The sequence below is a fragment of the Micromonospora sp. NPDC047557 genome (assembly GCF_043205095.1).
Classification (GTDB): Bacteria; Actinomycetota; Actinomycetes; order Mycobacteriales; family Micromonosporaceae; genus Micromonospora.
In genome coordinates this window covers 274,131-296,269 of record NZ_JBIDDK010000004.1, presented here as the reverse complement: position 1 = coordinate 296,269, position 22,139 = coordinate 274,131, and the positions used below count along the sequence as shown (strand labels likewise).

The window sequence follows — 22,139 nt, the reverse complement described above, 5'->3', positions numbered from 1 at the left end:
CCCGCCGGGCGACTGCCGGAGCGTCGGTGTCCGCCCGGATCGGCGGGCCAGGCAAGATGGCAGGTATGACGCTCGTGCTGCCCATCGATCCGGAGGCCAACCGGCTGTTGGAGCGGAGCCCGCTGGCCCTGCTCATCGGCATGACCCTGGATCAGCAGGTGCCGATGGAGAAGGCGTTCTCGTCGCCGTACGTGCTCACCCAGCGGCTCGGCCACGACCTGGACGCGGCGGAGCTGGCCGGCTACGACCCGCAAGCGCTTGTCGCGCTCTTCGCCCAGCCGCCCGCGCTGCACCGGTTCCCGAAGGCGATGGCGGCCCGGGTCCAGGAGGTCTGCCAGGTGCTCGTGGAGCGCTACGACGGCGACGCCGCGCTGCTCTGGGCCGACGTCGCCGACGGGCCCGAGCTGCTGCGGCGGGTCACCGGGCTGCCCGGATTCGGCAAGCAGAAGGCGCAGATCTTCGTGGCCCTGCTCGGCAAGCGGTTCGGGGTGACCCCGCAGAACTGGCGGGAGGCGGCCGGCGGGTACGGCGATCCCGGCGCGTACCGGTCGGTGGCGGACGTCACCGACGCCGATTCGCTGCGCCGGGTGCGGGAGTACAAGCAGCAGATGAAGGCGGCGGCGAAGGCTGCGGCGGGCTGACGCTCAGGCGGCGGTCGGGTGGGCCAGCGACGCCAGCGCCCGCCGGACGTCGGCGAGGGAGACGGTGGCGGAGTCGTCCAGGTCGGCCAGGCCGGCGTCGATCCACTGCCGCATCAGCGTGGTGACGCCGATGCCCCGGGCGTCGGCGGCGGCGCGGACCCGCTCGTAGGTCTCCAGCGGCAGCCGCACCGATCGGCTCACCATCGGCACGTCGGTGTCGGGGGTGGGCAGGTCCACCGCCGGGCTGTCGTCGATCAGGTCGGCGAGCCGGTCGTCGCCGCTGTGGAACTGCTTGGTCGCGTCGTTACGGTGCATCGTCACGGCCTCCTCATCGGCGATCTCTCCGCACGGCCTCGTCGTAGCGCTTGGACTCGACGTCGCTCAACTCGCGGGCGGAGAGGATGTCCCAGTCGTTGTCGGTGCCGTCGGCCTCGGCGAGCAGCACCGCCAGGCGGCGGCCCCGCCGGGCGGCGGCGTAGACCACCATCACGTCGTCGCCCAGGTGGCGGATCACCCGCCGCGCGCTGTGCAGCGCCTCCCAGACTTCCCCGGGTGTGACGTCGTAGACCCTCAGGTTGGCCAACGCCTCGTCGGTGAAGCTGAACCTGCTGCCCACACCGCGCAGCGTACCACGCACGTAACACGGACCGGGCTGGGTCAATTTTCGCTGATCACGCCTGCGTGGTGACAGGATGGGGCGTAATCCCCTCCGAGGAGGTCCATGGTGAAGCGTCAGGCGTACCAGCCGATTCTGATCACCGATGCCTCGCGCAGCCAGAATGATCAGCTCACCAGCCGTCAGCGCCGCTATGTCCTCATGATGGGTATCCGGGTGGCCTGCATCATCGCCGGCGCGATCCTGGTCGGCGCGAACGCCCCACTGCTCTGGGTCTGGCTGCCGCTGTGCGCCCTCGGCATGGTGCTCATTCCGTGGCTGGCCGTGCTGCTGGCCAACGACCGGCCGCCGAAGGAGGAGCACCGGCTGGCCAATCGGTTCCATCCCCGGCGGCAGGACGAGGCGCCGCCGATGAGTCTCACCGCCGAGGAGCGCCCGCACAAGGTCATCGACGTCGAGCCCTGACCCGCGAGCGGGCCAGGGCTCGACCGTCACGGTCGCGCGGTGAGTGCGGCGTCCTTAGGGCTGCGGCCGTGCGCCGGCTGTGGAGACGGCCAGCGCGCCCAGGTCGGTGGCGCGGCTCAGTGCCGCGGTCGGGCTGGCGCCGGCGAGCCACGCGGTGAGCAGACCGGCCGCGAAGGCGTCTCCCGCTCCCGTGACGTCCACCACCGCCACCCGGCGGGCCGGAGCCGTGCAGACCGGCGTCGTGCGGTCGACCCAGACCGCTCCCGCCGCGCCACGTTTGACCACCACCCGCCGAGCCGTCGCCGACAGCGCCCGCCCCTGTGCCGCCGGGTCCAGCCCGCCGGCCAGCACCGTGGCCTCGTCCGCGTTGACCAGCAGCAGGTCGACGTCGCGTACCCAACCCAGGAAGGTCCGCGCGCCGACCCGCCGCAGCGGCGCCGCGGACGCCGCGTCGACGCTTGTGGTGAGCCCGCGCTCGCGGGCGGCGGCCAGCGCCCGCAACCCCGCGCCGCGCGACCCGGCGTCCAACAGGGTGTACGCGGACAGGTGCAGATGCCCCGCGTCGGGCACTGCCGCGAGGGCCTTCTCCACGTGCTCGGCGCTCAACGCGAGGTTCGCGCCCCGCGACGTGACCATGGTCCGCTCGCCGTCGGCGGCCAGCACGATCACCGTGCCGGTCGGGGCGTCCACCACCCGCTCGATCGCGCAGTCCACGCCCGCGCGGTCCAGCTCGGCCATCCGGTCGCGCCCGGCGTCGTCGTCGCCGACCGCGCCGACGAGCGTGACGGCCACGCCCTGCGCGGCGATCCAGGCGGCGGTGTTGGCCGCCTGCCCGCCGCCGCCGAAACTGATCTCGGCCCCGGTGTCCGAACCGGCCGCGAGCGGCCCGGACAGCACCGCCACCACGTCGGTGATCACGTCCCCTACGACGACCACGCGGGCCGGACGGGTCATGCCGGGACGGCGGAGGTGCGGGCGACCGCGGCGACCGCGATGCGCGCGGCCAGGTCGGCGTTGCGCAGGATGATCCGGACGTTCACCGCCAGGCTCGCGCCCTCGGTGGCCGAGTGGAAGTGCGCCAGCAGGTACGGCGTGACGGCCTTGCCGGTCACCCCGTCCCGCTCCAGCAGGGCCAGGCCCTCGGCGAGGGTCCGGTCGTGCAGCTCCGGGTCGAGCTGCTCGTCGACCGGCAGCGGGTTGGCGACGAGCAGGCCGCCGAGGTGCACGGCGTGCCCGTCCCGGGCGGCCAGCACGGCGGCGACCTGCTCCGGCGAGTCCACCGACCAGTCCAGGTCGAAGCCCGCGTCGGTCAGATAGAAGCCGGGGAACCGGCGGGTGCGATAGCCGATGACGGCGACCCCGAGGGTCTCCAGGCGCTCCAGCGTCGCGCCCACGTCGAGGATCGACTTGACCCCGGCGCAGACCACCGTGATCGGGGTCTGGGCCAGGGTGACCAGGTCCGCCGACTCGTCGAAGGTGTGCGCCGCCTCCCGGTGCACCCCGCCCAGGCCGCCGGTCGCGAACACGCCGATCCCGGCGGCGGCGGCCACCGCGCTGGTCGCCGCCACGGTGGTGGCGCCGTCCGCGCCGGTCGCCGACGCCACGGCCAGGTCGCGGACGGAGAGCTTCGTCACGCCATCGACGGTGGCCAGCCGGGTCAGCTGCGCGTCGTCCAGGCCGACCACCAGCTCGCCACCGATCATGCCGATCGTCGCCGGCACCGCCCCGGCGTCCCGGACCGCCTGTTCGATCTCCCGGGCCACCCGCAGGTTCTGCGGACGGGGCAGGCCGTGCGAGACGATGGTGCTCTCCAGGGCGACGACGGGCCGGCCGTCGCGCAGGGCTTCGGCGACCTCGGTGCCGTAGCTGATGCGAAAGTCAGTCACACCGGCACGGTACGGGGTGGGACCCCGGCCGGGCTCAAGTGGACCCGGCCGTGATGACCTGCCAAACTTGACGGTTGGAGGTGCAGACGTGAGCACAGAGGTTCTCGAGCGTCCGGAACTGAAGGACGCCGACACCGGTCCCGAGATGTTCCACTACGTCCGCAAGGAGAAGATCGCCGAGAGTGCCGTCATGGGCACCTTCGTCGTCGCGCTCTGCGGGGAGACCTTCCCGGTCACCAAGGCGGCCAAGCCGGGCTCGCCGGTCTGCCCCAAGTGCAAGGAGATCTACGACTCGTACCGCGAGTGAACCCCGGCCGGCGCTCCGGCCGGCGACGTAGCCTGCGGCGGTGACCACCTCCACCGCCCTGCTCCTCGCCGACCTGACCGGAGTGGCGGTCTTCGCCGCCTCCGGCGCCTCGGCGGCGGTGGCCAAACGACTCGACCTGTTCGGCGTCGCGTTCGTCGGCTTCGTGGCCGCGCTCGGCGGCGGGATCCTCCGCGACCTGGTCATCGACGAGGTGCCGCCGCTCGCCTTCGCCGACTGGCGGTACGCCGCCACCGCGGCGGTCACCGCGCTCGCCGTCTTCTGGCTGCACCCGCAGCTCGCCCGACTGCGCACCACGGTGCTGGTGCTCGACGCGGCGGGCCTCGGTCTGTTCACCGTCACCGGCACGCTCAAGGCGCTCGACGCCCGGGTGCCGGCGGTCGGCGCCTGCCTGATCGGCATGCTCACCGCGATCGGCGGCGGGCTCGGTCGGGACCTGCTGACCGCCGAGATCCCGGTGGTGCTGCGCCGGGAGATCTACGCGGTGGCCGCCCTGGCCGGATCGGTCGCGGTGGCGCTGCTGTACGTCACCGGCCACACCGGGCCGGCACCACTCACCGCCGCAGCTGTCGGGGTGGTCGGGCTGCGCCTGATCGCGTTGCGCCGCCGCTGGTCCGCCCCGGTGGCGACGCTGCGGCCACCGCACGCGAGGGGGGCCGATCCGCGTGCCGACCGGGAGTGGTGAGGCCTACCGTGCTCCGGTGGTGAATGTGACAGGCGTGGTGTCGCCTGGGCCCGCGGGCCCGCGCTGGTTATGCTGAGTCGGCCTTCGCGGCAGCTTCTGCGCGGAGGCGTTTTCATGGGCGGCGGTACTCGTGGCCCTCGCCCGGTGTCCGCCCTCGTGCGGTCGGAGAGGAGCTTTCGCGTGGCAGCCCGGACGCCGGTGCTCGAGACGTTCCCGGCACTACGTGCCTGGCAGCGCAAGGCCCTGGTGGAGTACCTGCGCCGGCGTTCCGAGGACTTCACCGCGGTCGCCACGCCGGGCGCCGGCAAGACCACCTTCGCCCTGCGGATCGCCGCCGAACTGCTCGGCGACGGCACCGTCGAGGCGGTCACCGTGGTCGCGCCCACCGAGCACCTGAAGAACCAGTGGGCCGAGTCCGCGGCCCGGGTGGGCATTCAGCTCGACGCCGCGTTCCGCAACGCCGACGTGCACTCGGCGGCCGACTTCCACGGCGCGGTGGTCACCTACGCCCAGGTGGGGATGGCCCCGCAGGTGCACCGGCGGCGCACCATGACCCGCCGCACCCTGGTCATCCTCGACGAGATCCACCACGCCGGCGACTCCCGCTCCTGGGGCGACGGCGTCAAGAACGCCTTCGAGCCCGCCGTACGCCGGCTGATGCTCACCGGTACGCCGTTCCGCTCCGACGACAACCCGATCCCGTTCGTCACCTACGAGCGGGGCGGTGACGGGCTGCTGCGCTCCCACGCCGACTCGGTCTACGGCTACGCCGACGCGCTGCGCGACGGAGTCGTCCGGCCGGTGCTCTTCCTCGCGTACTCCGGGGAGACCCGCTGGCGCACCAACGCGGGGGACGAGTTGGCGGCCCGCCTCGGCGAGCCGATGACCCAGGATCTGGTGGCGCAGGCGTGGCGTACCGCCCTGGACCCGGCGGGGGACTGGATGCCGCAGGTGCTGCGGGCCGCCGATGCCCGACTCACCGTGCTGCGCAACGCCGGCATGCCCGACGCCGGTGGCCTGATCATCGCCACCGACCAGCAGACCGCCCGCTCGTACGCCAAGCTCATCGAGCAGGTGACCGGCGAGAAGGCCGCCGTGGTGCTCTCCGACGACCAGGGCGCGTCCGCGCGGATCGCGACGTTCGCGGCGTCCGACCAGCGGTGGCTGGTCGCGGTGCGGATGGTGTCCGAGGGGGTCGACATCCCGCGACTGGCGGTCGGTGTCTATGCCACCAGCGCCAGCACCCCGCTCTACTTCGCCCAGGCGATCGGCCGGTTCGTGCGGGCCCGCCGCCCCGGCGAGACCGCGTCGGTCTTCCTGCCCAGCGTGCCGCACCTGCTCGGGCTGGCCAGCGAGATGGAGAACGAGCGGGACCACGTCCTGGGCAAACCCAAGGACTCCGACGGCTTCGACGACGACCTGCTGGAACGCGCGCAGCGCGACGACCAGGCCAGCGGGGAGCTGGAGAAGCGGTTCGCCGCGCTCTCGGCCACCGCCGAACTGGATCAGGTGATCTTCGACGGTGCGTCGTTCGGGACCGCCGCCCAGGCCGGCACCCCCGAGGAGGAGGAGTACCTCGGTCTGCCCGGCCTGCTCACCGCCGATCAGGTCTCCCTGCTGCTCACCAAGCGGCAGGCCGACCAACTCGCCGCCCAGCGCCGCCGTACCGCCGAGCGGGCCGCTCAGCCGGCCGCTGCGGCCACCGCGGCGCCACCGGTACCCCTGAGTGCCGCCCAACGCCGCGTGGCGCTCCGGCGCCAACTGAACGCTCTGGTGGCCGCCCGGCACCACCGCACCGGCCAACCCCACGGCAAGATCCATGCCGAGCTGCGCCGGCTCTGCGGTGGCCCGCCGAGCGCCCAGGCCACCATCGAGCAGCTCGAGGAACGTATCGCCACCGTGCAGACCCTCTAGCCTGCGTGCACCGAGTGTGCGACGCCGGTGAGTCGCGGGGCGCGGTTGGGCAAAAGTGAAAAGCCGGCCGGAGGCGCCCCGTGGGGTGCCTCCGGCCGGCTATGTCGGTTTGCGGACTCAGTTCGCCATCAGATCGGCGCCACGCCAGCTGAACTCGGGGTCCGTCGCGAACCGGACGGTGATCTTCACGAGATCCTCCGCGTACTTGTTCGCGTGGTGCCCACAGAACACCAACTCGCTCCCACCCGAGAGAGTGATCCGGAGCTTGCCGGCAGCATTGCAGCGGTCGCACCGTTCATCGGCGGCTGGGGGAGCCACCGTCTCGGGCGGCGGCGTGAGGGTCGGGGTCATCGCCTTCCTCCTCTGGTCGTCACCGATGAACAATCTCTTCGGTCGTTGCTCACCTATCGTGCAACACCCATGCCGGGCCTTGCCTTCCCTGTGTGCCCGCGGGGGACCGAGGTCACACATGGCAGGGACAGTGTGCCGTGAACCCAGGGTGCCACGTCAACGATCACATTCGTGCATCCGGACGATCACCATCTGGCGTTGCACACCAGGTGGTCAAAACGACACGTTCGGTTGACGAAACCGGCTCAGTCCAGGTAATCCCGGAGAACCTGCGACCGGGACGGGTGACGCAGCTTGGACATCGTCTTGGACTCGATCTGCCGGATCCGCTCCCGGGTCACCCCGTAGACCTGACCGATCTCGTCCAGCGTCCGCGGCTGACCGTCGGTCAGGCCGAAGCGCAGGCGTACCACACCTGCCTCACGCTCGGAGAGCGTCTGCAGCACCTGCTGGAGCTGGTCCTGCAGGAGCGAGAACGAGACCGCGTCGACGGCGACCACAGCCTCGGAATCCTCGATGAAGTCACCGAGCTGGCTGTCGCCCTCGTCGCCGATGGTCTGGTCCAGCGAGATGGGCTCCCGGGCGTACTGCTGGATCTCCAGCACCTTCTCCGGTGTGATGTCCATCTCCTTGGCCAGCTCCTCCGGCGTGGGCTCACGGCCCAGGTCCTGGAGCAGCTCGCGCTGTATGCGGCCGAGCTTGTTGATGACCTCGACCATGTGCACCGGGATGCGGATGGTGCGGGCCTGGTCGGCCATGGCGCGGGTGATCGCCTGCCGGATCCACCAGGTGGCGTACGTGGAGAACTTGTAGCCCTTGGTGTAGTCGAACTTCTCGACCGCGCGGATCAGGCCGAGGTTGCCCTCCTGGATGAGGTCCAGGAAGGCCATGCCGCGCCCCGTGTACCGCTTGGCCAGGGAGACGACCAGACGGAGGTTTGCCTCGAGGAGGTGGTTCTTGGCGCGCTCGCCGTCGCGGGAGATCCAGCCCAGGTCGCGGACCATCTCCCGGGCGAGCTTCTCCTCGCCCTCGTCGGCCGCGCGCAGCTGCTCGGCGGCGTAGAGCCCGGCCTCGATCCGCTTGGCCAGCTCCACCTCCTGCTCGGCGTTGAGCAGCGGGACCTTGCCGATCTGCTTCAGGTACGCCCGGACGGAGTCGGCGGAGGCGGTCAGCTCGGCGTCGCGCCGGGCCTGCTTGAGCGCCTCGGACTCCTCGTCGTCCCACTCGAAGTCGTTGTCGGTGGCCGACGCGGCGGCGTCGGTCTCGGCGGCCTGGGCCAGCTCGGCCGGCTCCTCCACCACCACGTCCTCGATGGCGGCGGCGAGCTCCTCGGGGTCGATCTCACCCTCGGCGCCCTCGCCCTTGGCCTTGCCGCCGGCCTTGACCGGCTTGGCTCCGGCCGCCGCGGCGACCGTCGCCTTGGTGGCGCGGGTGGACTTGGTCGCCTTCGCCGGGGTGACTGCGGCGGCGCCGCCCTCGGCGGTGCTGCCGGCGACCTTGCGGGCGGCCACCTTGCGCGGTGCCGGGGTCGACGGCGCCTCGTCGGAGGCGGGCGCCTGCTTCGGGGCGGGCGCGGCGGCCTTCTTGGTGGTCTTGGCGGTGGTGGCCCGGGACGCGGGGGTCGTCGAGCGGGCCGCGGCGACCCGGCGGCGGGTGCTCGCCGAGCCGTCCACCACAACGGTCACTCCCGCCTCGGAGAGCGCCCGCAGGATCTTCTTGGCCTGGGCCGGAGTCACCTCGGCGGTCTCGACGGTGCGCGCGAGCTGGGCCGACGTGAGCTGACCACCGGCGCTCTGCGCGTGGGCGATCAGGGTGTCGGTGAGCGAGCGAACGTCGGCGCCGGGCTGGCGGGGTTCTGTCACGAATGACCTTCCGGAGGCGAAGAGCGGGCACGGCCGGGTCGTCCGGCACAGCGTGGGGCAACCGGGCCGGGCGATGTGGTTGAGGGACCCCCGTGTCCCGGGCCGGCCGGTGGTCGGCGGTCCGTGGCGCGTGGGCAGGGGTGAATTGTAACGCCGTCTGCGGCGATCATCCTGCGCCGCACGGCGTAACGGCAGCGGGACCGCCGATTCGGCGCAGATGTGGACTTTGTAAGGATGATACTCGCGCACGGCCCGGAACGCCCCGGTCGTACGGGAAGGGGACCCTGGAATGGACCGTTCGGCGCCGACACCGCGGGAACTGTTGGCGATCGCGCTCGACGTGGCGCGGGACGCCGCGGCCACCGCGTACCGGATGCGGGTCGAGGGCGTCTCCGTGGCGGCGACCAAGAGCACGGTCACCGACGTGGTCACGGCGGCTGACCGGGCCGTCGAGCGGCAGGTCCTCGACGCGCTGCGCGCGCTGCGGCCGGGGGACGCGGTCCTGGGCGAGGAGTACGGCACCCAGGACACCGGTCCGGCGGAGCCGGGCGGCGTGCGGTGGATCGTCGACCCGATCGACGGCACCGTGAACTACCTCTACGGGTTGCCGTACAGCGCGGTGTCGCTGGCCGCCGAGGTGGACGGGGTGGTGGTCGCCGGCGTGGTGCGCAACGTGCACACCGGCGAGGAGTGGACCGCCACCGCTGGTGGCGGCGCCTGGCGTGACGGCGTCCGGCTGCGCTGTTCCGGCGAGACGGACCTGGGGCAGGCGCTGGTCGGCACCGGCTTCGGCTATGACGCCGGCCGGCGGGCGCACCAGGCGTCGGTGGTGGCCGGACTGATCGCGTCGGTGCGGGACATCCGCCGCCTCGGCGCCGCCGCCCTGGACCTCTGCCTGGTGGCGGAGGGGCGGCTGGACGCGTACTTCGAGAAGGGTCTGTCGGCCTGGGATCAGGCCGCCGGCGGCCTGATCGCCGCCGAGGCGGGCGTGCGGGTCGCGGGCCTGGCCGGTCACCCGGCCGGCCCGGACCTGGTCATCGCGGCCCCACCGGCCCTCTTCGCCGGGCTGCACGACCGGCTGGCCGCCCTGGACGCCTCCGGCGGCCCCTGACCACCGGGTCAGGGGCACACCGGCCCCACCGTCACTTCTTCTTGGCGGCGGGGGACGGGCAGGCGCCCGCCGGCGCGACAGGTGGGCCCAGGTCGCCCAGGGACTGGTTGACCTCGGTGGTGGTGGCGAGCTGCTGGAAGCCGTTGCCCAACACCACGTCCACGGTGTCGTCGGTGCGCTTCTCGTCGTAGACCGGCTCGGCCTGGTTGAGGAAGTACGCCTTGAGCAGGTGGGCGGAGCTGACGCCCTTGGGGCCGAACTTCAGCACGGCGACGTCGTCGATGCCCTTGGGCGCGTTGCCAACCTTTTTGACCTGGAACTTGCGGTTGCGGAAGTCGTCGGCGACGGTGCCCGCCCGGCCCGGCTCGTCGGTCGCGTTCAAGACGTTGATCTTGACGTCCTTGGGCTCGTGCAGGGTGACGTCGGCCAACGGCCAACCGTCCGGGCAGCCGCCCGCCGCGCCGGCCTCGCCCTGGCTGTCACGGACGATCGCGGTGATCACGAAGGCCAGGGCCAGGACCCCCAGCAGGCCGACGACGACGAGTGCTCGCACTCGCGCAAAACTCATCTGGGCGCTCCCGGGACCTCAGGTGGGTGGCGGCGGCCGCCAACGATCGCACTGACCGCCGGCCGTCGAATACGCCGCTGAGGTTAACGGTTGTCCGGCCGTCGCGTGGAAACAGTCCGACATGCCGGCGCGCCGACCCTGAACCGGGTACTACTACCCCTATCTTCGTGTCGCCTGAATCACATTGGGAACAACTTCGCGTGCGGGGGCGTACATCTCAGCCGCAAGGGCGGTATACATGCCTCGCCCAAGGGGGGGTAAGGTTCCGCGCTCGCAGGGGAGTGGCCCCAGCGGTCCCGACCCGTACGGTCCCGCGGGTCGGGTGCCCGACACAAGTGGTTGCCGGCCAGCGGAACCGAAACAGCGTCGTCCGGCGTTACAACCGGAAGCGACAACATCGATATGGGAGAGTGACATCCGATGGCCACCGACTACGACGCCCCGCGTCGCGACGAGGTCGACCTCGGCGAGGACAGCCTGGAAGAGCTCAAGGCACGGCGCGTCGACTCACAGTCGGGCGCGGTGGACGTCGACGAGGCCGAGGTCGCCGAGAGCTTCGAGCTGCCCGGTGCCGACCTGGCCGACGAGGAGCTCACTGTCAAGGTGCTACCGATGCAGCAGGACGAGTTCCGGTGCGCCCGCTGCTTCCTGGTCCACCATCGCAGCCAGCTGGCGGTCGAGCGCAACGGCGAGCTGATCTGCCGAGAGTGCGTCTGACACTCACGACACCGGCGGCGGCCTCCTGATCGGGGCCGCCGCTACCGGTGTAGGCGTGCGACGCCGGTGGGTACCTGCTTGACTCGTAGCGGGTAGCCACACCACCGGGAGGTCCGACCCATGAGCGATCGAGGCGACACCACCGACGACGGCGCGGACGACCTCGGCGCCACCGTCGCGGCGTTGACCGCGGACGACATCGAGCCGGCCCGGCGGCGGCAACTGCTCACCCGGATGGTGGGACAGGCCCGCAGCCGCGGTATTTCCGACCTGTTCAAGCCCCGCGCCGCCGTGCGCTGGATGACCGACACGGTGGCCGAGATCGCCCCGCACGTACCGGTGCGGGACCTGGCCACCCTGCGTCGACACTTTCCCGGCCTGGACGACGCCGCCCTGGCCGAGCGACTGATCCGCAACGCCTCCCGTGCCACCGCCGGGATCGGCGCGGCCGGCGGCGGAGTCGCCGCCGTCGAATGGACCGTCGCACCCACCCTGCTCTCCGCGCCCGTGCTGCTCGCCGCCGAGACCGTCGCCGTCGTGGCGGTGGAGCTGAAACTGATCGGTGAGCTGCACGAGATCCACGGCGTGTCGCTGCCGGGCGCCGGCAGTCAACGAGCGGTGGCCCTGGTGCACTCCTGGGCCACCCAGCGCGGGGTCAACCCGATGGTGCCCGGCGTGGGGGTGGGCGCGGTGCTCGGCACCGCCGCCCGCAAGGAGATGCGGGACATGCTGCTGCGCCGATTCGGGCGCAACCTCACCACGCTCGGGCCGTTCCTGACCGGCGCGGCGGTGGCCAGCTTCCTCAACCGCCGGGCCACCCGGCAGATGGCCGACCAGCTCCAGGTGGACCTGCGCCGTCGCGGCATCGCCCGGCCGGCGCCGCCGCCGGCCCTGCCCGGCCCGCCGACGGGCACCTGAGCGGGGTCGTCGGCGTCGGTCAGCCCGGCTCGCCGGCCGTACGGTCGGCCGGCCGGCCGGCGTCCCGCGCGGCCAGCACCGCCTCGGCCAGCTCGACCGGACGCCTCGTGCTCACCACCCAGAACGGGGTCGGGTCGGCCGGGTCGTCGAGCACCACCTGCACGGCGCCCCCGATCCAGGGCCGCTGCACCACGAAGGCGAGTGGGTCCGCGCCCACCCCGAGCACCTCACGGCGACCGGCCACATCCAACGGGATCACGTCGGCCACGAAGCGCACCGGCAGTCGGGCGTCGTCCACCCGCAGCTCGGAGTCAGCGACCGCGACGCGGATCCGGCCCAGCCACCACAGCCCGGCGGCGCTGACCGGCAGCAGCACCGCGAAGGGCAGCCAGGCGCGGACGCCGGGGCCGCCCATCCAGATCTCGACGGCCAGCAGCGCGGCGGCCACCAGCCCGGTCAGCCACAGCCACCAGGGCAGGTCCAGCCGTTCGGCGTACGCCGGACGGGCCGGGACCGGCGGCCGATCGGCGGACGGGGAGGGCGACATGCTCACTCCTGCGAGGGTACGGCGCACGGCGGGCCGGCCAACCGGCAGGATGGCAGGGTCACCGGAGACAACCGGACGAAGAGGGGACCCGTGACCGACGTCGTACCCGTGCCCGTACGGCTGCTCGATGCCGAGCTGCCGCTGCCCACGTACGCCCATCCCGGCGACGCCGGGGCCGACCTGGTGGCCGCCGCGGACGTGGAGCTGCCGCCCGGCGGTCGGGCCCTGGTGCCCACCGGCGTGGCCGTCGCCCTGCCGGACGGCTTCGTGGGCCTGGTCCATCCGCGGTCCGGCCTGGCGGCCAGGCTCGGCGTGACGGTGCTCAACGCGCCCGGTACGGTCGACGCCGGCTACCGGGGTGAGATCATGGTCAACCTGATCAACCATGATCGGGACACGCCCGCGAAGATCTCCCGTGGCGACCGGATCGCCCAGCTCGTGGTCCAGCGGGTCGCGCGGGCGCGGTTCGAGCCGGTGGCCGAGCTGCCCGGGTCCGCGCGCGGGACCGGCGGGCACGGCTCGACCGGCGGGCACGCTCAGCTGGTGCCGTCACCGGCCGGCCAGGAGTGGGCCGACCAGCGGCCGGCCGAGCCGGGCCACGGGCAGACGGAAGAGGTGGCAGGGTGATTGTGAACAGCGGAGGGTGGGCGCAGTGATCTTCTCCCGAAAGCGGGCCGATGCCGGGCGGCACACCCGCGACGAGCGGACCACCGAGGTCCTCGACGAGGGCACCGGGACGTCGGCGCCGGCGCTCGTGCGCGGGCCGTACGACATCTCCGAGGTCGACGACGACGTGCAGCGACTCGACCTCGGCAGCCTGCACATCCCGGCGGTGGCCGAGGTGGAGGTGCGGGTGCAGGCCGACCCGCAGGGCGTGATCCAGCAGGTGGTGCTGGTGCACGGGGACAACGCGCTGCAGCTCGGCGTCTTCGCCGCCCCCCGGTCCGAGGGAATCTGGGACGAGGTGCGCGAGGAGATCCGGCAGTCGCTGCTGAGCGACGGCGCCGCCGCCCAGGAGGTCGAGGGCGAGTACGGCCCGGAGCTGCACGCCCAGGTGCGCACCCCGGACGGCCCGACGAACCTGCGGTTCGTCGGCGTCGACGGGCCGCGCTGGATGGTCCGGGGCGTCTTCCAGGGCCCGGTGGCCACCGACCCGGCCAGCGCCGGGCCGCTCGCCGAGTGCCTGGACGGCCTGGTGGTCGACCGTGGCCAGGAGGCGAAACCGGTGCGTGAGCCGCTGCCGCTGCGACTGCCCCGCGAGATCGCCGACCAGGCCGACGCCGAGGGCGGCGCCACGTCCGCCGCCGCCGAGCCCCGCCAGGTCTGACCGAGCGCCCACCGGCCCGCCGGAACCGGCCCCGTCGGCGTACGCTGGCGGGACGGTTCCGGCGTCGCCGGAGCTGGGCGGTGCCGGCCAGAGTCGGCGAGCGTGGAGAGGGTGACGCGGAGGTCATGACGACCGACGAGAGCCGGGTGTCGCTGCGGCGCATCCTGCAACGGTTCACCGCCAGCGAGGCCGAGATCGACGCGCAGGAGCTGCGGCAGGAGAGCGCCGAGTGCGGCGGTGTCCTGGCCCAGCAGTGCTCCCGGGGCCAGGTGGTCTCGGTCGCCGGTCGGCTGCGCACCGTGGTCTACACGCCGCGCACCAACCTGCCCACCCTCGAGGCCGACCTGTACGACGGCAGCGACGTCGTCACCCTGGTCTGGCTGGGCCGGCGGCACATCTCCGGGATCGAGCCGGGGCGGCACCTGACCGCGCGCGGCCGGGTGGCCATGCGCGACGACCGCAAGGTCATCTACAACCCGTACTACGAGCTGGACTCGCCGAAGTGACGGCACCGCGGACGGAAGGCCGGGCATGACGACGGGACAGCACCGGGCAGCACAGCCGGAGACCGATCCTCCGCAGGACGACGAGCCGCTGCCCACGATCGCCGAGCAGATGGCCGACCAGCTCGGCGGCTGGCGGGGGCTGGTCGAGTCCAGCATCCCGGTGGTCGTCTTCGTGCTCGCCAACATCATCGGCGACCTGCGACCCGCCGTGATCGCCTCGGTGGCCGTCGCGCTACTGATCGCCGGGTTGCGGCTGGCTCAGCGTCGGCCGATCCGGCACGCGGTCAACGGGCTGTTCGGCGTCGGCATCGGCGCCGCCATCGCCTGGCGCACCGGCGACGAGCGGGATTTCTACCTTCCCGGCATCCTCTACGGCATCGGCTACGGCATCGCCCTGCTGATCTCGGCGGCCGTCCGGCAGCCCCTCGTCGGGTGGATCTGGTCGGTGCTGGTCGCCAAGGGCCGCTCCGAGTGGCGGACCGACCCGAAGCTGGTGCGCGTCTTCACCCGGCTGACCGTGCTCTGGGGCGTGGTGTGGCTCGCCAAGGTGGGCGTGCAGGCCGGGCTCTACCTGGCCCACCAGGACACCGCGCTGGGCGTGGCCCGGCTGGCGCTGGGCTACCCGCCGTACGCGCTGCTGCTGCTCATCACCGTCTGGACGGTGCGCCGGGTCACCCGGGAGCCGCAACCCACCCCGCTGCCCGGCGCCTGAGCGCCCGCGCCCGGCGGCTCAGTGTGAGCCGCGGGTCCGCTCGACGCTGTCCGGGCCGAGGATGACCGCGCGGACATCGTCCTCCACCTCGGCGGTGCAGACGAAGATCAGCTCGTCGCCGGCCTCGATGGGGTCGTCCGGGCTCGGCACCAGGACGCGCTTGCCGCGCAGGATCGCCACCAGGGCGGAGTCGCGGGGCAGCGGCACCGCGTGCAGGGGCTGACCGACGTAGGGAGCGGTCGGCGGGAGGGTGATCTCGACGAGGTTCGCCTCGCCCTGCCGGAAGGTCATCAGCCGGACCAGGTCGCCGACGGTGACCGCCTCCTCGACCAGGGCGGCCATCACCCGCGGCTTGCTCACCGCGACGTCCACGCCCCACTGCTCGGTGAACAGCCACTCGTTCTCCGCCCGGTTGACCCGGGCCACCACCCGGGGCACCGCGAACTCGGTCTTGGCCAGCAGCGACAGCACCAGGTTGGTCTTGTCGTCACCGGTGGCCGCGACCACCACGTCGCAGCCGGCGACGTTGGCCTCCTCCAGGCTGGCCACCTCGCACGCGTCGGCGAGCACCCACTCGGCGGCCGGAACCCGGTCCGGCCGGAGCATCTTCGGCTGCCGTTCGATCAGCATCACCTGGTGGCCGTTCTCGATCAGCTCCTGGGCGATCGAACGGCCCACGTTGCCGGCGCCCGCGATGGCGATCCGCATGGCTCAGTGCCCCCCTTCCGGCGGGGTCGCCGCCACCGACGTGACCGTCGCCACGATGTCGTCGCTGACCAGCATGAAAACCTGGTCGCCCTCCTGTACGACGGTGGACGCGGTGGGCAGCGTGCCGATGCCGAAGCGGATCAGGTAGGCCACCCGCGCGCCGGATGCCTCCTCCAGGACGCGTACCGGCCGGCCGATCCACTCCTTGTGCACAGGCACCTCGACGATCGACACGGTGCTCGTCGGGTCGCGGAAGATCTCCACGTTGCCCTCGGGCACGAGGTGCCGCAGCATCCGGTCGGCCGTCCAGCGCACCGTCGCCACCGTGGGAATGCCGAGGCGCTCGTAGACCTGGGCCCGGCGTTGGTCGTAGATCCGGGCCGCGACCCGGGACACGCCGAACGTCTCACGGGCCAACCGCGCCGAGATGATGTTGGAGTTGTCGCCGCTGGAGACGGCCGCGAAGGCGTCCGCGCGCTCGATGCCGGCCTGGCGCAGCACCTCGCCGTCGAAGCCCGCCCCGGTCACCGTGATCCCGGCGAAGTCGGGGCCGAGCCGGCGGAAGGCGTCGGCGTCCTGGTCGATCACCGCCACCGAGTGCCCCCGGGACTCCAGGCTGTGGGCGAGGGTCGACCCGACCCGGCCACATCCCATGATCACGACGTGCACGCTGTCCCTCCCAAGGTGCGTACCGCTGCCGCTGGCCCTTTCGCCGCCGGTGGCTCCGAGTCCGAGCCTGCCACGTCCGGGTCGACAGCGGGACCGACCGTACCGCGTCCGGTCGGCCGGCGGTGATCGCCCACCCCCGCGTTCTCACCGTGGTGGTCGTACCCTTGGCGTTCGTGGCCAGACCCACCTCGCTGCTGAAGCGACTGCTGCTCGGTCGACCGTTCCGGTCCGACCGTCTGCAGCACACCCTCCTGCCGAAGCGCATCGCGCTGCCCGTGTTCGCCTCCGACGCGCTGTCCAGCGTCGCGTACGCGCCTGACGAGATCCTGCTGACCCTGTCCATCGCCGGGGCCTCGGCGTTCCTGTTCTCCCCGTGGATCGCCCTCGCGGTGGTCGTGGTGATGCTCACGGTGGTGGCCAGCTACCGGCAGAACGTGCACGCCTACCCCTCCGGCGGCGGCGACTACGAGGTGGCCACGGTCAACCTCGGGCCGAAGTTCGGGGTCGGGGTGGCCAGCGCCCTGCTGGTCGACTACGTGCTCACGGTGGCCGTGTCGGTCTCCTCCGGCGTGGCGAACCTCGGCTCGGTGGTGCCGTTCGTGGCCACTCACAAGGTCATGATCGCGGTGCTCGCGGTGGTCCTGCTGACCGCCGTCAACCTGCGCGGGCTGCGCGAGTCGGGCACCGCGTTCGCCATCCCCACGTACGGCTTCGTGATCGTGATGGGCGGAATGCTGCTCACCGGGCTGTTTCGCGTCTTCGTGCTGGGTGACGACCTCCGTGCGCCCAGCGCCGATCTGGTCATCCAGGCCGAGCACAGTGTGACCGGTTTCGCGCTGGTCTTCCTGCTGCTACGGACGTTCAGCTCGGGCGCCGCCGCGCTCACCGGCGTGGAGGCGATCTCCAACGGCGTGCCCGCGTTCAAGGCGCCGAAGAGCCGCAACGCCGCCACCACGCTGCTGCTGCTGGGCGCGATCGCGGTGAGCCTGCTCGTCGGGATCATCTGGCTGGCCCGGCTGACCCACCTGCAGTTCGTCGAGGACCCGGCCCTGCAGATCGTCTCGGGCCCCGAGGGGTACGTGCAGAAGACGGTGACCACCCAGCTCGGCGAGACGGTCTTCGGCTCCGGCTCGTTCCTGCTCTACGTGGTGGCCGGGATGACCGCGCTCATCCTCTTCCTGGCCGCGAACACCGCGTTCAACGGCTTCCCGGTGCTCGGCTCGATCCTCGCCCAGGACCGCTACCTGCCCCGCCAGTTCCACACCCGGGGCGACCGGCTGGCCTTCTCCAACGGCATCACCTCCCTGGCCCTCTTCGCGATCGTGCTGATCGTCGGGTTCCAGGCCGAGGTGACCCGCCTCATCCAGCTCTACATCGTCGGCGTCTTCGTCTCGTTCACCGTCTCCCAGGCCGGCATGATTCGACACTGGAACCGACGCCTGCGCACCGAGCGGGACCCGGAGGCGCGCAAGCGGATGCACCGCTCCCGGGCCATCAACACCTTCGGCATGGGTCTGACCGGCACGGTGCTGGTGATCGTGCTGATCACCAAGTTCCTGCTCGGCGCCTGGATCGCGATCGCGGCGATGGCCGTGATCTACGCGCTGATGCTGGCCATCCGCCGGCACTACGACCGGGTCGCCACCGAGCTGACCCCACCGGACGAGGGCCGGGCCGTGCTGCCCGCCCGGAACCACGCGATCGTGCTGGTCAGCAAGCTGCACCAGCCGACGCTGCGGGCCATCGCGTACGCCCGGGCCACCCGGCCGGACACGCTGACCGCGGTGACCGTCAACGTGGACGAGAAGGACACCCGCGACCTGCAGGCCGACTGGGAGCGGCGGGAGATGGCGATCCCGCTCACCGTTGTCGACTCGCCGTACCGGGAGATCACCCGGCCGATCCTGGACTTCGTCGCCTCGACCCGTCGTACGTCACCGCGCGACGTCGTCACCGTCTTCATCCCCGAGTACGTGGTGGGGCGCTGGTGGGAGAACCTGCTGCACAACCAGAGCGCGCTGCGCCTCAAGGGCCGGCTGCTCTTCGAACCGGGGGTGATGGTGGTCAGCGTTCCGTGGCAGCTCGCCTCGACCGCGAGCAAGAACCTGGACCGGCTGGACGCCACGCTCTCCCGTACCCCGGCGCGCGGGCCACGGGGCACCGTGCCCCCGGCCGTCACCGCGCCGCCGCCGGACGAGTCCGGCCCGGTGGAGAGCGAAACGGTCGGGAACGGCCGTGACTGAGCGGACCGCGGCGGCCTCGCCACCCGTCGGGGCCGAACGTGGCCTGGCGGAGGCGGAGCGCGTCGAGCTGACCGTCGACGCGGTCGCCCCCGGCGGGCACTGCGTGGCCCGGGTAAACGGGCAGGTGGTGTTCGTCCGGCACGCGCTGCCCGGCGAGCGGGTGATCGCGGAGGTCACCGAGGTGCACCGGGGGTTCGTCCGGGCCGACGCCGTGACCGTGCTGGACCCCTCACCGGACCGGGTGGAGCCGCCCTGCCCGTACGCGAGGCCGGGCGCCTGCGGCGGCTGCGATCTGCAACACGTCTCCCCGGACGCGCAGCTGGCCTGGAAGACCGCAGTGGTGCGCGAGCAGTTGGTCCGCCTCGGCGGGCTCAACGACGCCGAGCTGGACCGGCTCGGCGTCCAGGTCGAGGCGCTGCCGGGCGGGCTGCTGGGCTGGCGTTCGCGGGTCCGCTACGCGGTCGACGCCGCGGACCGCGCCGGCCTGCTCAAGCACCGCTCGCACGAGGTCGTGCCGATCGACCGCTGCCGGATCGCCCACCCGGCCATCCAGCAGCTGCCGGTGCTCACCCCGACCGGGACGCGCTGGCCGGCGGCCGAGGCGGTGGAGACCGTCGCCAGCACCGGCGGGGACGTGAGCGTCGCCGAGGTCCGCGACGGGGTGGCCACGCCGGTGAGCGGGCCGACCGAGGTTCGCGAGGTGGCCGCCGGGCGGGAGTGGGCGCTGCCCGCGTCCGCCTTCTGGCAGGTGCACCCGGCCGCGGCGGACACCCTGTCCACGGCCGTGCTGGAACTGCTCGATCCGCGTCCGGGCGAGAGGGCCTGGGACCTCTACGGCGGCGCCGGGCTGTTCGCCGCCGGGCTGGCCGCCCGGGTCGGCGCGTCCGGTCGGGTGACCCTGGTGGAGGCTGCCGAACAGGGCGTCGCCGCCGCCCGGGAGAACCTGGCCGACCTGCCTTGCGTGGAGGTGGTGGCGGCACGGGTGGAGACCGCGCTGGCCCGCCGACGGATCACCGGCCCGGTCGACGTGGTGGTGCTCGACCCGCCGCGCTCGGGCGCCGGCGCCCCGGTGGTGCGCGCGCTGGCCGCCGCCGGTCCGCGGGCGGTCGCGTACGTGGCCTGCGACCCGGCCGCCTTCGCCCGGGACGTGCGCACCTTCGCCGAGCTGGGCTGGCGGCTGGCCGCGCTGCGCGGCTTCGACCTTTTTCCGATGACCCAGCACGTCGAGCTGGTGGGGCTCCTGCTGCCGGCCGACGCGCCCGTTGTGGATCGGCCCTGACCAGGCGCTCAGCGGCCCGCTGCGGTGCGCGCGGCTCGGGCCAGGCTGCGGAGTGTCGGACGGCCGATAGACTCTCCGGTCATGAGCGTTGAAGAGGACACGGCCAACCACGGTCGGTTGCTGGGGACGGTACGCGGTCCGCAGGACGTCAAGCGGATGTCGGGCGAGGAGCTGGATGTGCTCGCCGCGGAGATTCGGGACTTCCTGATCGCCAAGGTCTCCCGCACCGGCGGGCACGTCGGGCCCAACCTCGGTGTGGTCGAGCTGACGCTGGCCATGCACCGCGTCTTCGACTCCCCCCGGGACCGGCTCCTGTTCGACACCGGCCACCAGGCGTACGTGCACAAGATCCTCACCGGGCGCCAGGCCGGCTTCGACAAGCTCCGCCAGCGCGGCGGCCTTTCCGGCTACCCCAGCCAGGCGGAGAGCGAGCACGACCTCATCGAGAACTCGCACGCCTCCACCGCGCTCTCCTACGCCGACGGCCTGGCCAAGGCGTACGCCCTGCGGGGCGAGGCCCGCAGCGTCGTGGCCGTGGTCGGCGACGGCGCGCTGACCGGCGGCATGTGCTGGGAGGCGCTGAACAACATCGCCACCGCCGGCAACTCCCTCGTCATCGTGGTGAACGACAACGGCCGGTCCTACTCGCCGACCATCGGCGGTCTCGCCGACCACCTCTCCTCGCTGCGGCTCAACCCCGGCTACGAGAAGGTCCTCGACACGGTCAAGGACGCCCTGGGCTCCACGCCGCTGGTCGGCAAGCCGATGTACGAGGTGCTGCACGCGGTCAAGAAGGGCATCAAGGACGCGGTCGCCCCGCAGGCGATGTTCGAGGACCTCGGCATCAAGTACGTTGGCCCGGTGGACGGGCACGACGTGGCGGCCGTCGAGTCGGCGCTGCGCGCGGCGAAGAACTTCGGCGGACCGGTGATCGTGCACGCCGTCACCCGCAAGGGGTACGGCTACCGCCCGGCCGAGGAGGACGAGGCGGACTGCCTGCACGGCCCCGGCGGCGCCTTCGACGTGGAGACCGGCGCGCTGCTGGCCGCCCCGGCGGTCAAGTGGACGCACGTCTTCGCCGACGAACTGCTGGCCATCGCCGACGAGCGCCCGGACGTGGTGGGCATCACCGCCGCCATGGCCGAGCCGACCGGCATCGCCAAGCTGGCCCGCAAGTACCCCGAGCGGGTGTACGACGTGGGCATCGCCGAGCAGCACGCCGCCACCTCGGCGGCCGGACTGGCGCTCGGTGGCCTGCACCCGGTGGTCGCGGTCTACGCCACCTTCCTCAACCGGGCCTTCGACCAGGTCCTGCTGGACGTGGCGATGCACAAGTTGCCGGTGACCTTCGTGCTGGACCGGGCGGGCATCACCGGCCCGGACGGCCCCAGCCACTACGGCATCTGGGACATGTCGGTCTTCGGCGTGGTGCCCGGCCTGCGGATCGCCGCTCCCCGGGACGCCGCCACGCTGCGTGAGGAGCTGCGCGAGGCGCTGGCCGTCGACGACGGCCCGACCGTCGTGCGCTTTCCCACCGGCACGGTCGCCGCGGATCTGCCGGCGCTGCGCCGGGTCGGCCCGGTCGACGTGCTGGCCGAGTCGGCGCGTACCGACGTGCTGCTCGTCGCCGTCGGCTCCTTCGGCCAGCTGGGCATGGAGGTCGCCGCCCGGGTCGCCGAGCAGGGCTACGGCGTCACCGTCGTCGACCCCCGCTGGGTCCGCCCGGTCCCGGCCGAGCTGGTCGAGCTGGCCGCCCGCCACCGGCTCGTGGTCAGCGTCGAGGACGGCGTCCGCGTCGGCGGCGTCGGCGACGCCCTCGGCCAGGCCATGCGGGACGCCGACGTCCGGGTGCCGCTCAAGGACCTGGGCGTACCGGCCGACTGGCACCCGCACGGCACCCGCGCGCAGATCCTCGCCGACCTCGGCCTGACCGCCCAGGACGTCGCCCGCAACGTCACCGGCTGGATCTCCGGCCTGGACGCCACCCCGGACCGGCTGACCCCCACGAAGACCCCGGCCCAGAACTGACCGGCTCGACCGACGGCGGGCGGCCCCTACGGGCCCGTCCGCCGTCGGCGTGCTGACCCAG

Annotated in this window: 25 protein-coding genes; 15 read left to right on the top strand and 10 right to left on the bottom strand. The window is 72.7% G+C overall.

Annotation, left to right across the window (positions count from 1 at the left end; all coding sequences use genetic code 11):
* The first annotated feature begins 56 nt into the window (after window positions 1-56).
* Window positions 57-641, top strand: coding sequence for an HhH-GPD-type base excision DNA repair protein (locus tag ACGGAQ_RS14175; RefSeq protein WP_393048893.1), 585 nt, complete (start codon window positions 57-59; stop codon window positions 639-641).
* A 3-nt stretch (window positions 642-644) separates the two neighbouring features.
* Here the strand turns inward: ACGGAQ_RS14175 and ACGGAQ_RS14170 are convergent, their stop codons facing one another.
* Together ACGGAQ_RS14170 and ACGGAQ_RS14165 are read right to left on the bottom strand one after the other, a co-directional pair.
* Entirely contained in the window at window positions 645-956 is a 312-nt protein-coding gene (locus tag ACGGAQ_RS14170; protein ID WP_393048891.1) for a hypothetical protein, read from the bottom strand.
* A gap of 13 nt (window positions 957-969) precedes the next feature.
* Complete coding sequence (locus ACGGAQ_RS14165; RefSeq protein ID WP_124771959.1) at window positions 970-1,257, bottom strand: hypothetical protein; 288 nt, start codon at window positions 1,255-1,257, stop codon at window positions 970-972.
* A 105-nt stretch (window positions 1,258-1,362) separates the two neighbouring features.
* On the opposite strand from ACGGAQ_RS14165, the gene ACGGAQ_RS14160 reads away from it, so the two are divergent.
* Entirely contained in the window at window positions 1,363-1,722 is a 360-nt protein-coding gene (locus tag ACGGAQ_RS14160; RefSeq protein WP_393048499.1) for a DUF3099 domain-containing protein, read from the top strand.
* Window positions 1,723-1,776: 54 nt separating this feature from the next.
* On the opposite strand, the gene ACGGAQ_RS14155 is transcribed toward ACGGAQ_RS14160, so the two are convergent.
* Both ACGGAQ_RS14155 and ACGGAQ_RS14150 read right to left on the bottom strand, forming a co-directional pair.
* On the bottom strand, window positions 1,777-2,676 hold the full coding sequence (locus ACGGAQ_RS14155) for a carbohydrate kinase family protein (RefSeq protein ID WP_393048498.1): 900 nt from the start codon (window positions 2,674-2,676) through the stop codon (window positions 1,777-1,779).
* Window positions 2,673-3,608 (bottom strand): pseudouridine-5'-phosphate glycosidase, encoded by a 936-nt coding sequence (locus ACGGAQ_RS14150; protein ID WP_393048495.1) that lies wholly within the window; start codon window positions 3,606-3,608, stop codon window positions 2,673-2,675. Before ACGGAQ_RS14150 ends, ACGGAQ_RS14155 begins: the two co-directional genes overlap by 4 nt.
* Before the next feature lie 88 nt (window positions 3,609-3,696).
* Between ACGGAQ_RS14150 and ACGGAQ_RS14145 the strand changes: the two genes are divergently transcribed.
* The 3 genes from ACGGAQ_RS14145 to ACGGAQ_RS14135 all read left to right on the top strand — a co-directional run bounded on the left by ACGGAQ_RS14145 (window position 3,697) and on the right by ACGGAQ_RS14135 (window position 6,532).
* Entirely contained in the window at window positions 3,697-3,915 is a 219-nt protein-coding gene (locus ACGGAQ_RS14145; protein WP_007456912.1) for a DUF3039 domain-containing protein, read from the top strand.
* 40 nt (window positions 3,916-3,955) lie between these two features.
* Entirely contained in the window at window positions 3,956-4,618 is a 663-nt protein-coding gene (locus ACGGAQ_RS14140) for a trimeric intracellular cation channel family protein (RefSeq protein ID WP_393048491.1), read from the top strand.
* 180 nt (window positions 4,619-4,798) lie between these two features.
* Window positions 4,799-6,532 (top strand): DEAD/DEAH box helicase, encoded by a 1,734-nt coding sequence (locus ACGGAQ_RS14135; RefSeq protein ID WP_393048488.1) that lies wholly within the window; start codon window positions 4,799-4,801, stop codon window positions 6,530-6,532.
* A gap of 117 nt (window positions 6,533-6,649) precedes the next feature.
* Here ACGGAQ_RS14135 and ACGGAQ_RS14130 read toward each other — a convergent pair whose 3' ends face one another.
* Window positions 6,650-6,883, bottom strand: coding sequence for a hypothetical protein (locus ACGGAQ_RS14130; RefSeq protein WP_355234582.1), 234 nt, complete (start codon window positions 6,881-6,883; stop codon window positions 6,650-6,652).
* Between the two features lie 245 nt (window positions 6,884-7,128).
* Entirely contained in the window at window positions 7,129-8,745 is a 1,617-nt protein-coding gene (locus tag ACGGAQ_RS14125) for an RNA polymerase sigma factor (protein ID WP_393048485.1), read from the bottom strand.
* 289 nt (window positions 8,746-9,034) lie between these two features.
* On the opposite strand from ACGGAQ_RS14125, the gene ACGGAQ_RS14120 reads away from it, so the two are divergent.
* Window positions 9,035-9,856, top strand: a complete 822-nt coding sequence (locus ACGGAQ_RS14120) for an inositol monophosphatase family protein (RefSeq protein ID WP_393048482.1) — start codon at window positions 9,035-9,037, stop codon at window positions 9,854-9,856.
* A gap of 31 nt (window positions 9,857-9,887) precedes the next feature.
* On the opposite strand, the gene ACGGAQ_RS14115 is transcribed toward ACGGAQ_RS14120, so the two are convergent.
* Window positions 9,888-10,409 (bottom strand): LytR C-terminal domain-containing protein, encoded by a 522-nt coding sequence (locus tag ACGGAQ_RS14115; RefSeq protein WP_393048888.1) that lies wholly within the window; start codon window positions 10,407-10,409, stop codon window positions 9,888-9,890.
* A 435-nt stretch (window positions 10,410-10,844) separates the two neighbouring features.
* Here ACGGAQ_RS14115 and ACGGAQ_RS14110 point away from each other — a divergent pair, with 435 nt between their 5' ends.
* Both ACGGAQ_RS14110 and ACGGAQ_RS14105 read left to right on the top strand, forming a co-directional pair.
* On the top strand, window positions 10,845-11,141 hold the full coding sequence (locus tag ACGGAQ_RS14110) for a DUF4193 domain-containing protein (RefSeq protein WP_007075406.1): 297 nt from the start codon (window positions 10,845-10,847) through the stop codon (window positions 11,139-11,141).
* 120 nt (window positions 11,142-11,261) lie between these two features.
* Window positions 11,262-12,059: a hypothetical protein gene (locus ACGGAQ_RS14105; RefSeq protein ID WP_387262621.1), complete on the top strand. Its 798-nt coding sequence runs from the start codon at window positions 11,262-11,264 to the stop codon at window positions 12,057-12,059.
* A 19-nt stretch (window positions 12,060-12,078) separates the two neighbouring features.
* On the opposite strand, the gene ACGGAQ_RS14100 is transcribed toward ACGGAQ_RS14105, so the two are convergent.
* The gene (locus ACGGAQ_RS14100; RefSeq protein WP_393048479.1) at window positions 12,079-12,612 is read right to left on the bottom strand and encodes a DUF3093 domain-containing protein; all 534 of its coding nucleotides are present in this window, start codon (window positions 12,610-12,612) and stop codon (window positions 12,079-12,081) included.
* Between the two features lie 84 nt (window positions 12,613-12,696).
* Between ACGGAQ_RS14100 and dut the strand changes: the two genes are divergently transcribed.
* From dut to ACGGAQ_RS14080, 4 genes are all read left to right on the top strand, one after another.
* Entirely contained in the window at window positions 12,697-13,233 is a 537-nt protein-coding gene (dut, locus tag ACGGAQ_RS14095; RefSeq protein WP_393048476.1) for a dUTP diphosphatase, read from the top strand.
* A gap of 25 nt (window positions 13,234-13,258) precedes the next feature.
* Window positions 13,259-13,933: a DUF3710 domain-containing protein gene (locus ACGGAQ_RS14090; protein ID WP_393048473.1), complete on the top strand. Its 675-nt coding sequence runs from the start codon at window positions 13,259-13,261 to the stop codon at window positions 13,931-13,933.
* Between the two features lie 125 nt (window positions 13,934-14,058).
* Window positions 14,059-14,439: an OB-fold nucleic acid binding domain-containing protein gene (locus tag ACGGAQ_RS14085; protein WP_357498525.1), complete on the top strand. Its 381-nt coding sequence runs from the start codon at window positions 14,059-14,061 to the stop codon at window positions 14,437-14,439.
* Between the two features lie 25 nt (window positions 14,440-14,464).
* Window positions 14,465-15,151: a DUF3159 domain-containing protein gene (locus ACGGAQ_RS14080; RefSeq protein WP_393048470.1), complete on the top strand. Its 687-nt coding sequence runs from the start codon at window positions 14,465-14,467 to the stop codon at window positions 15,149-15,151.
* 18 nt (window positions 15,152-15,169) lie between these two features.
* On the opposite strand, the gene ACGGAQ_RS14075 is transcribed toward ACGGAQ_RS14080, so the two are convergent.
* On the bottom strand, window positions 15,170-15,859 hold the full coding sequence (locus ACGGAQ_RS14075; protein ID WP_234587936.1) for a TrkA family potassium uptake protein: 690 nt from the start codon (window positions 15,857-15,859) through the stop codon (window positions 15,170-15,172).
* A gap of 3 nt (window positions 15,860-15,862) precedes the next feature.
* A complete protein-coding gene (locus ACGGAQ_RS14070) occupies window positions 15,863-16,528 on the bottom strand; it encodes a TrkA family potassium uptake protein (RefSeq protein ID WP_266251020.1) in 666 nt (221 codons plus the stop codon).
* 173 nt (window positions 16,529-16,701) lie between these two features.
* Between ACGGAQ_RS14070 and ACGGAQ_RS14065 the strand changes: the two genes are divergently transcribed.
* From ACGGAQ_RS14065 to dxs, 3 genes are all read left to right on the top strand, one after another.
* On the top strand, window positions 16,702-18,771 hold the full coding sequence (locus ACGGAQ_RS14065; RefSeq protein ID WP_393048465.1) for an APC family permease: 2,070 nt from the start codon (window positions 16,702-16,704) through the stop codon (window positions 18,769-18,771).
* The gene (locus ACGGAQ_RS14060) at window positions 18,764-20,050 is read left to right on the top strand and encodes a class I SAM-dependent RNA methyltransferase (RefSeq protein ID WP_393048462.1); all 1,287 of its coding nucleotides are present in this window, start codon (window positions 18,764-18,766) and stop codon (window positions 20,048-20,050) included. The genes ACGGAQ_RS14065 and ACGGAQ_RS14060 overlap by 8 nt, the downstream gene beginning before the upstream one ends.
* 81 nt (window positions 20,051-20,131) lie before the next feature.
* Window positions 20,132-22,078 carry a 1-deoxy-D-xylulose-5-phosphate synthase gene (dxs, locus tag ACGGAQ_RS14055; protein WP_393048459.1) on the top strand — a complete coding sequence of 649 codons (1,947 nt, stop codon included), beginning with the start codon at window positions 20,132-20,134 and terminating at the stop codon, window positions 22,076-22,078.
* The last annotated feature ends 61 nt before the right edge of the window (window positions 22,079-22,139 follow it).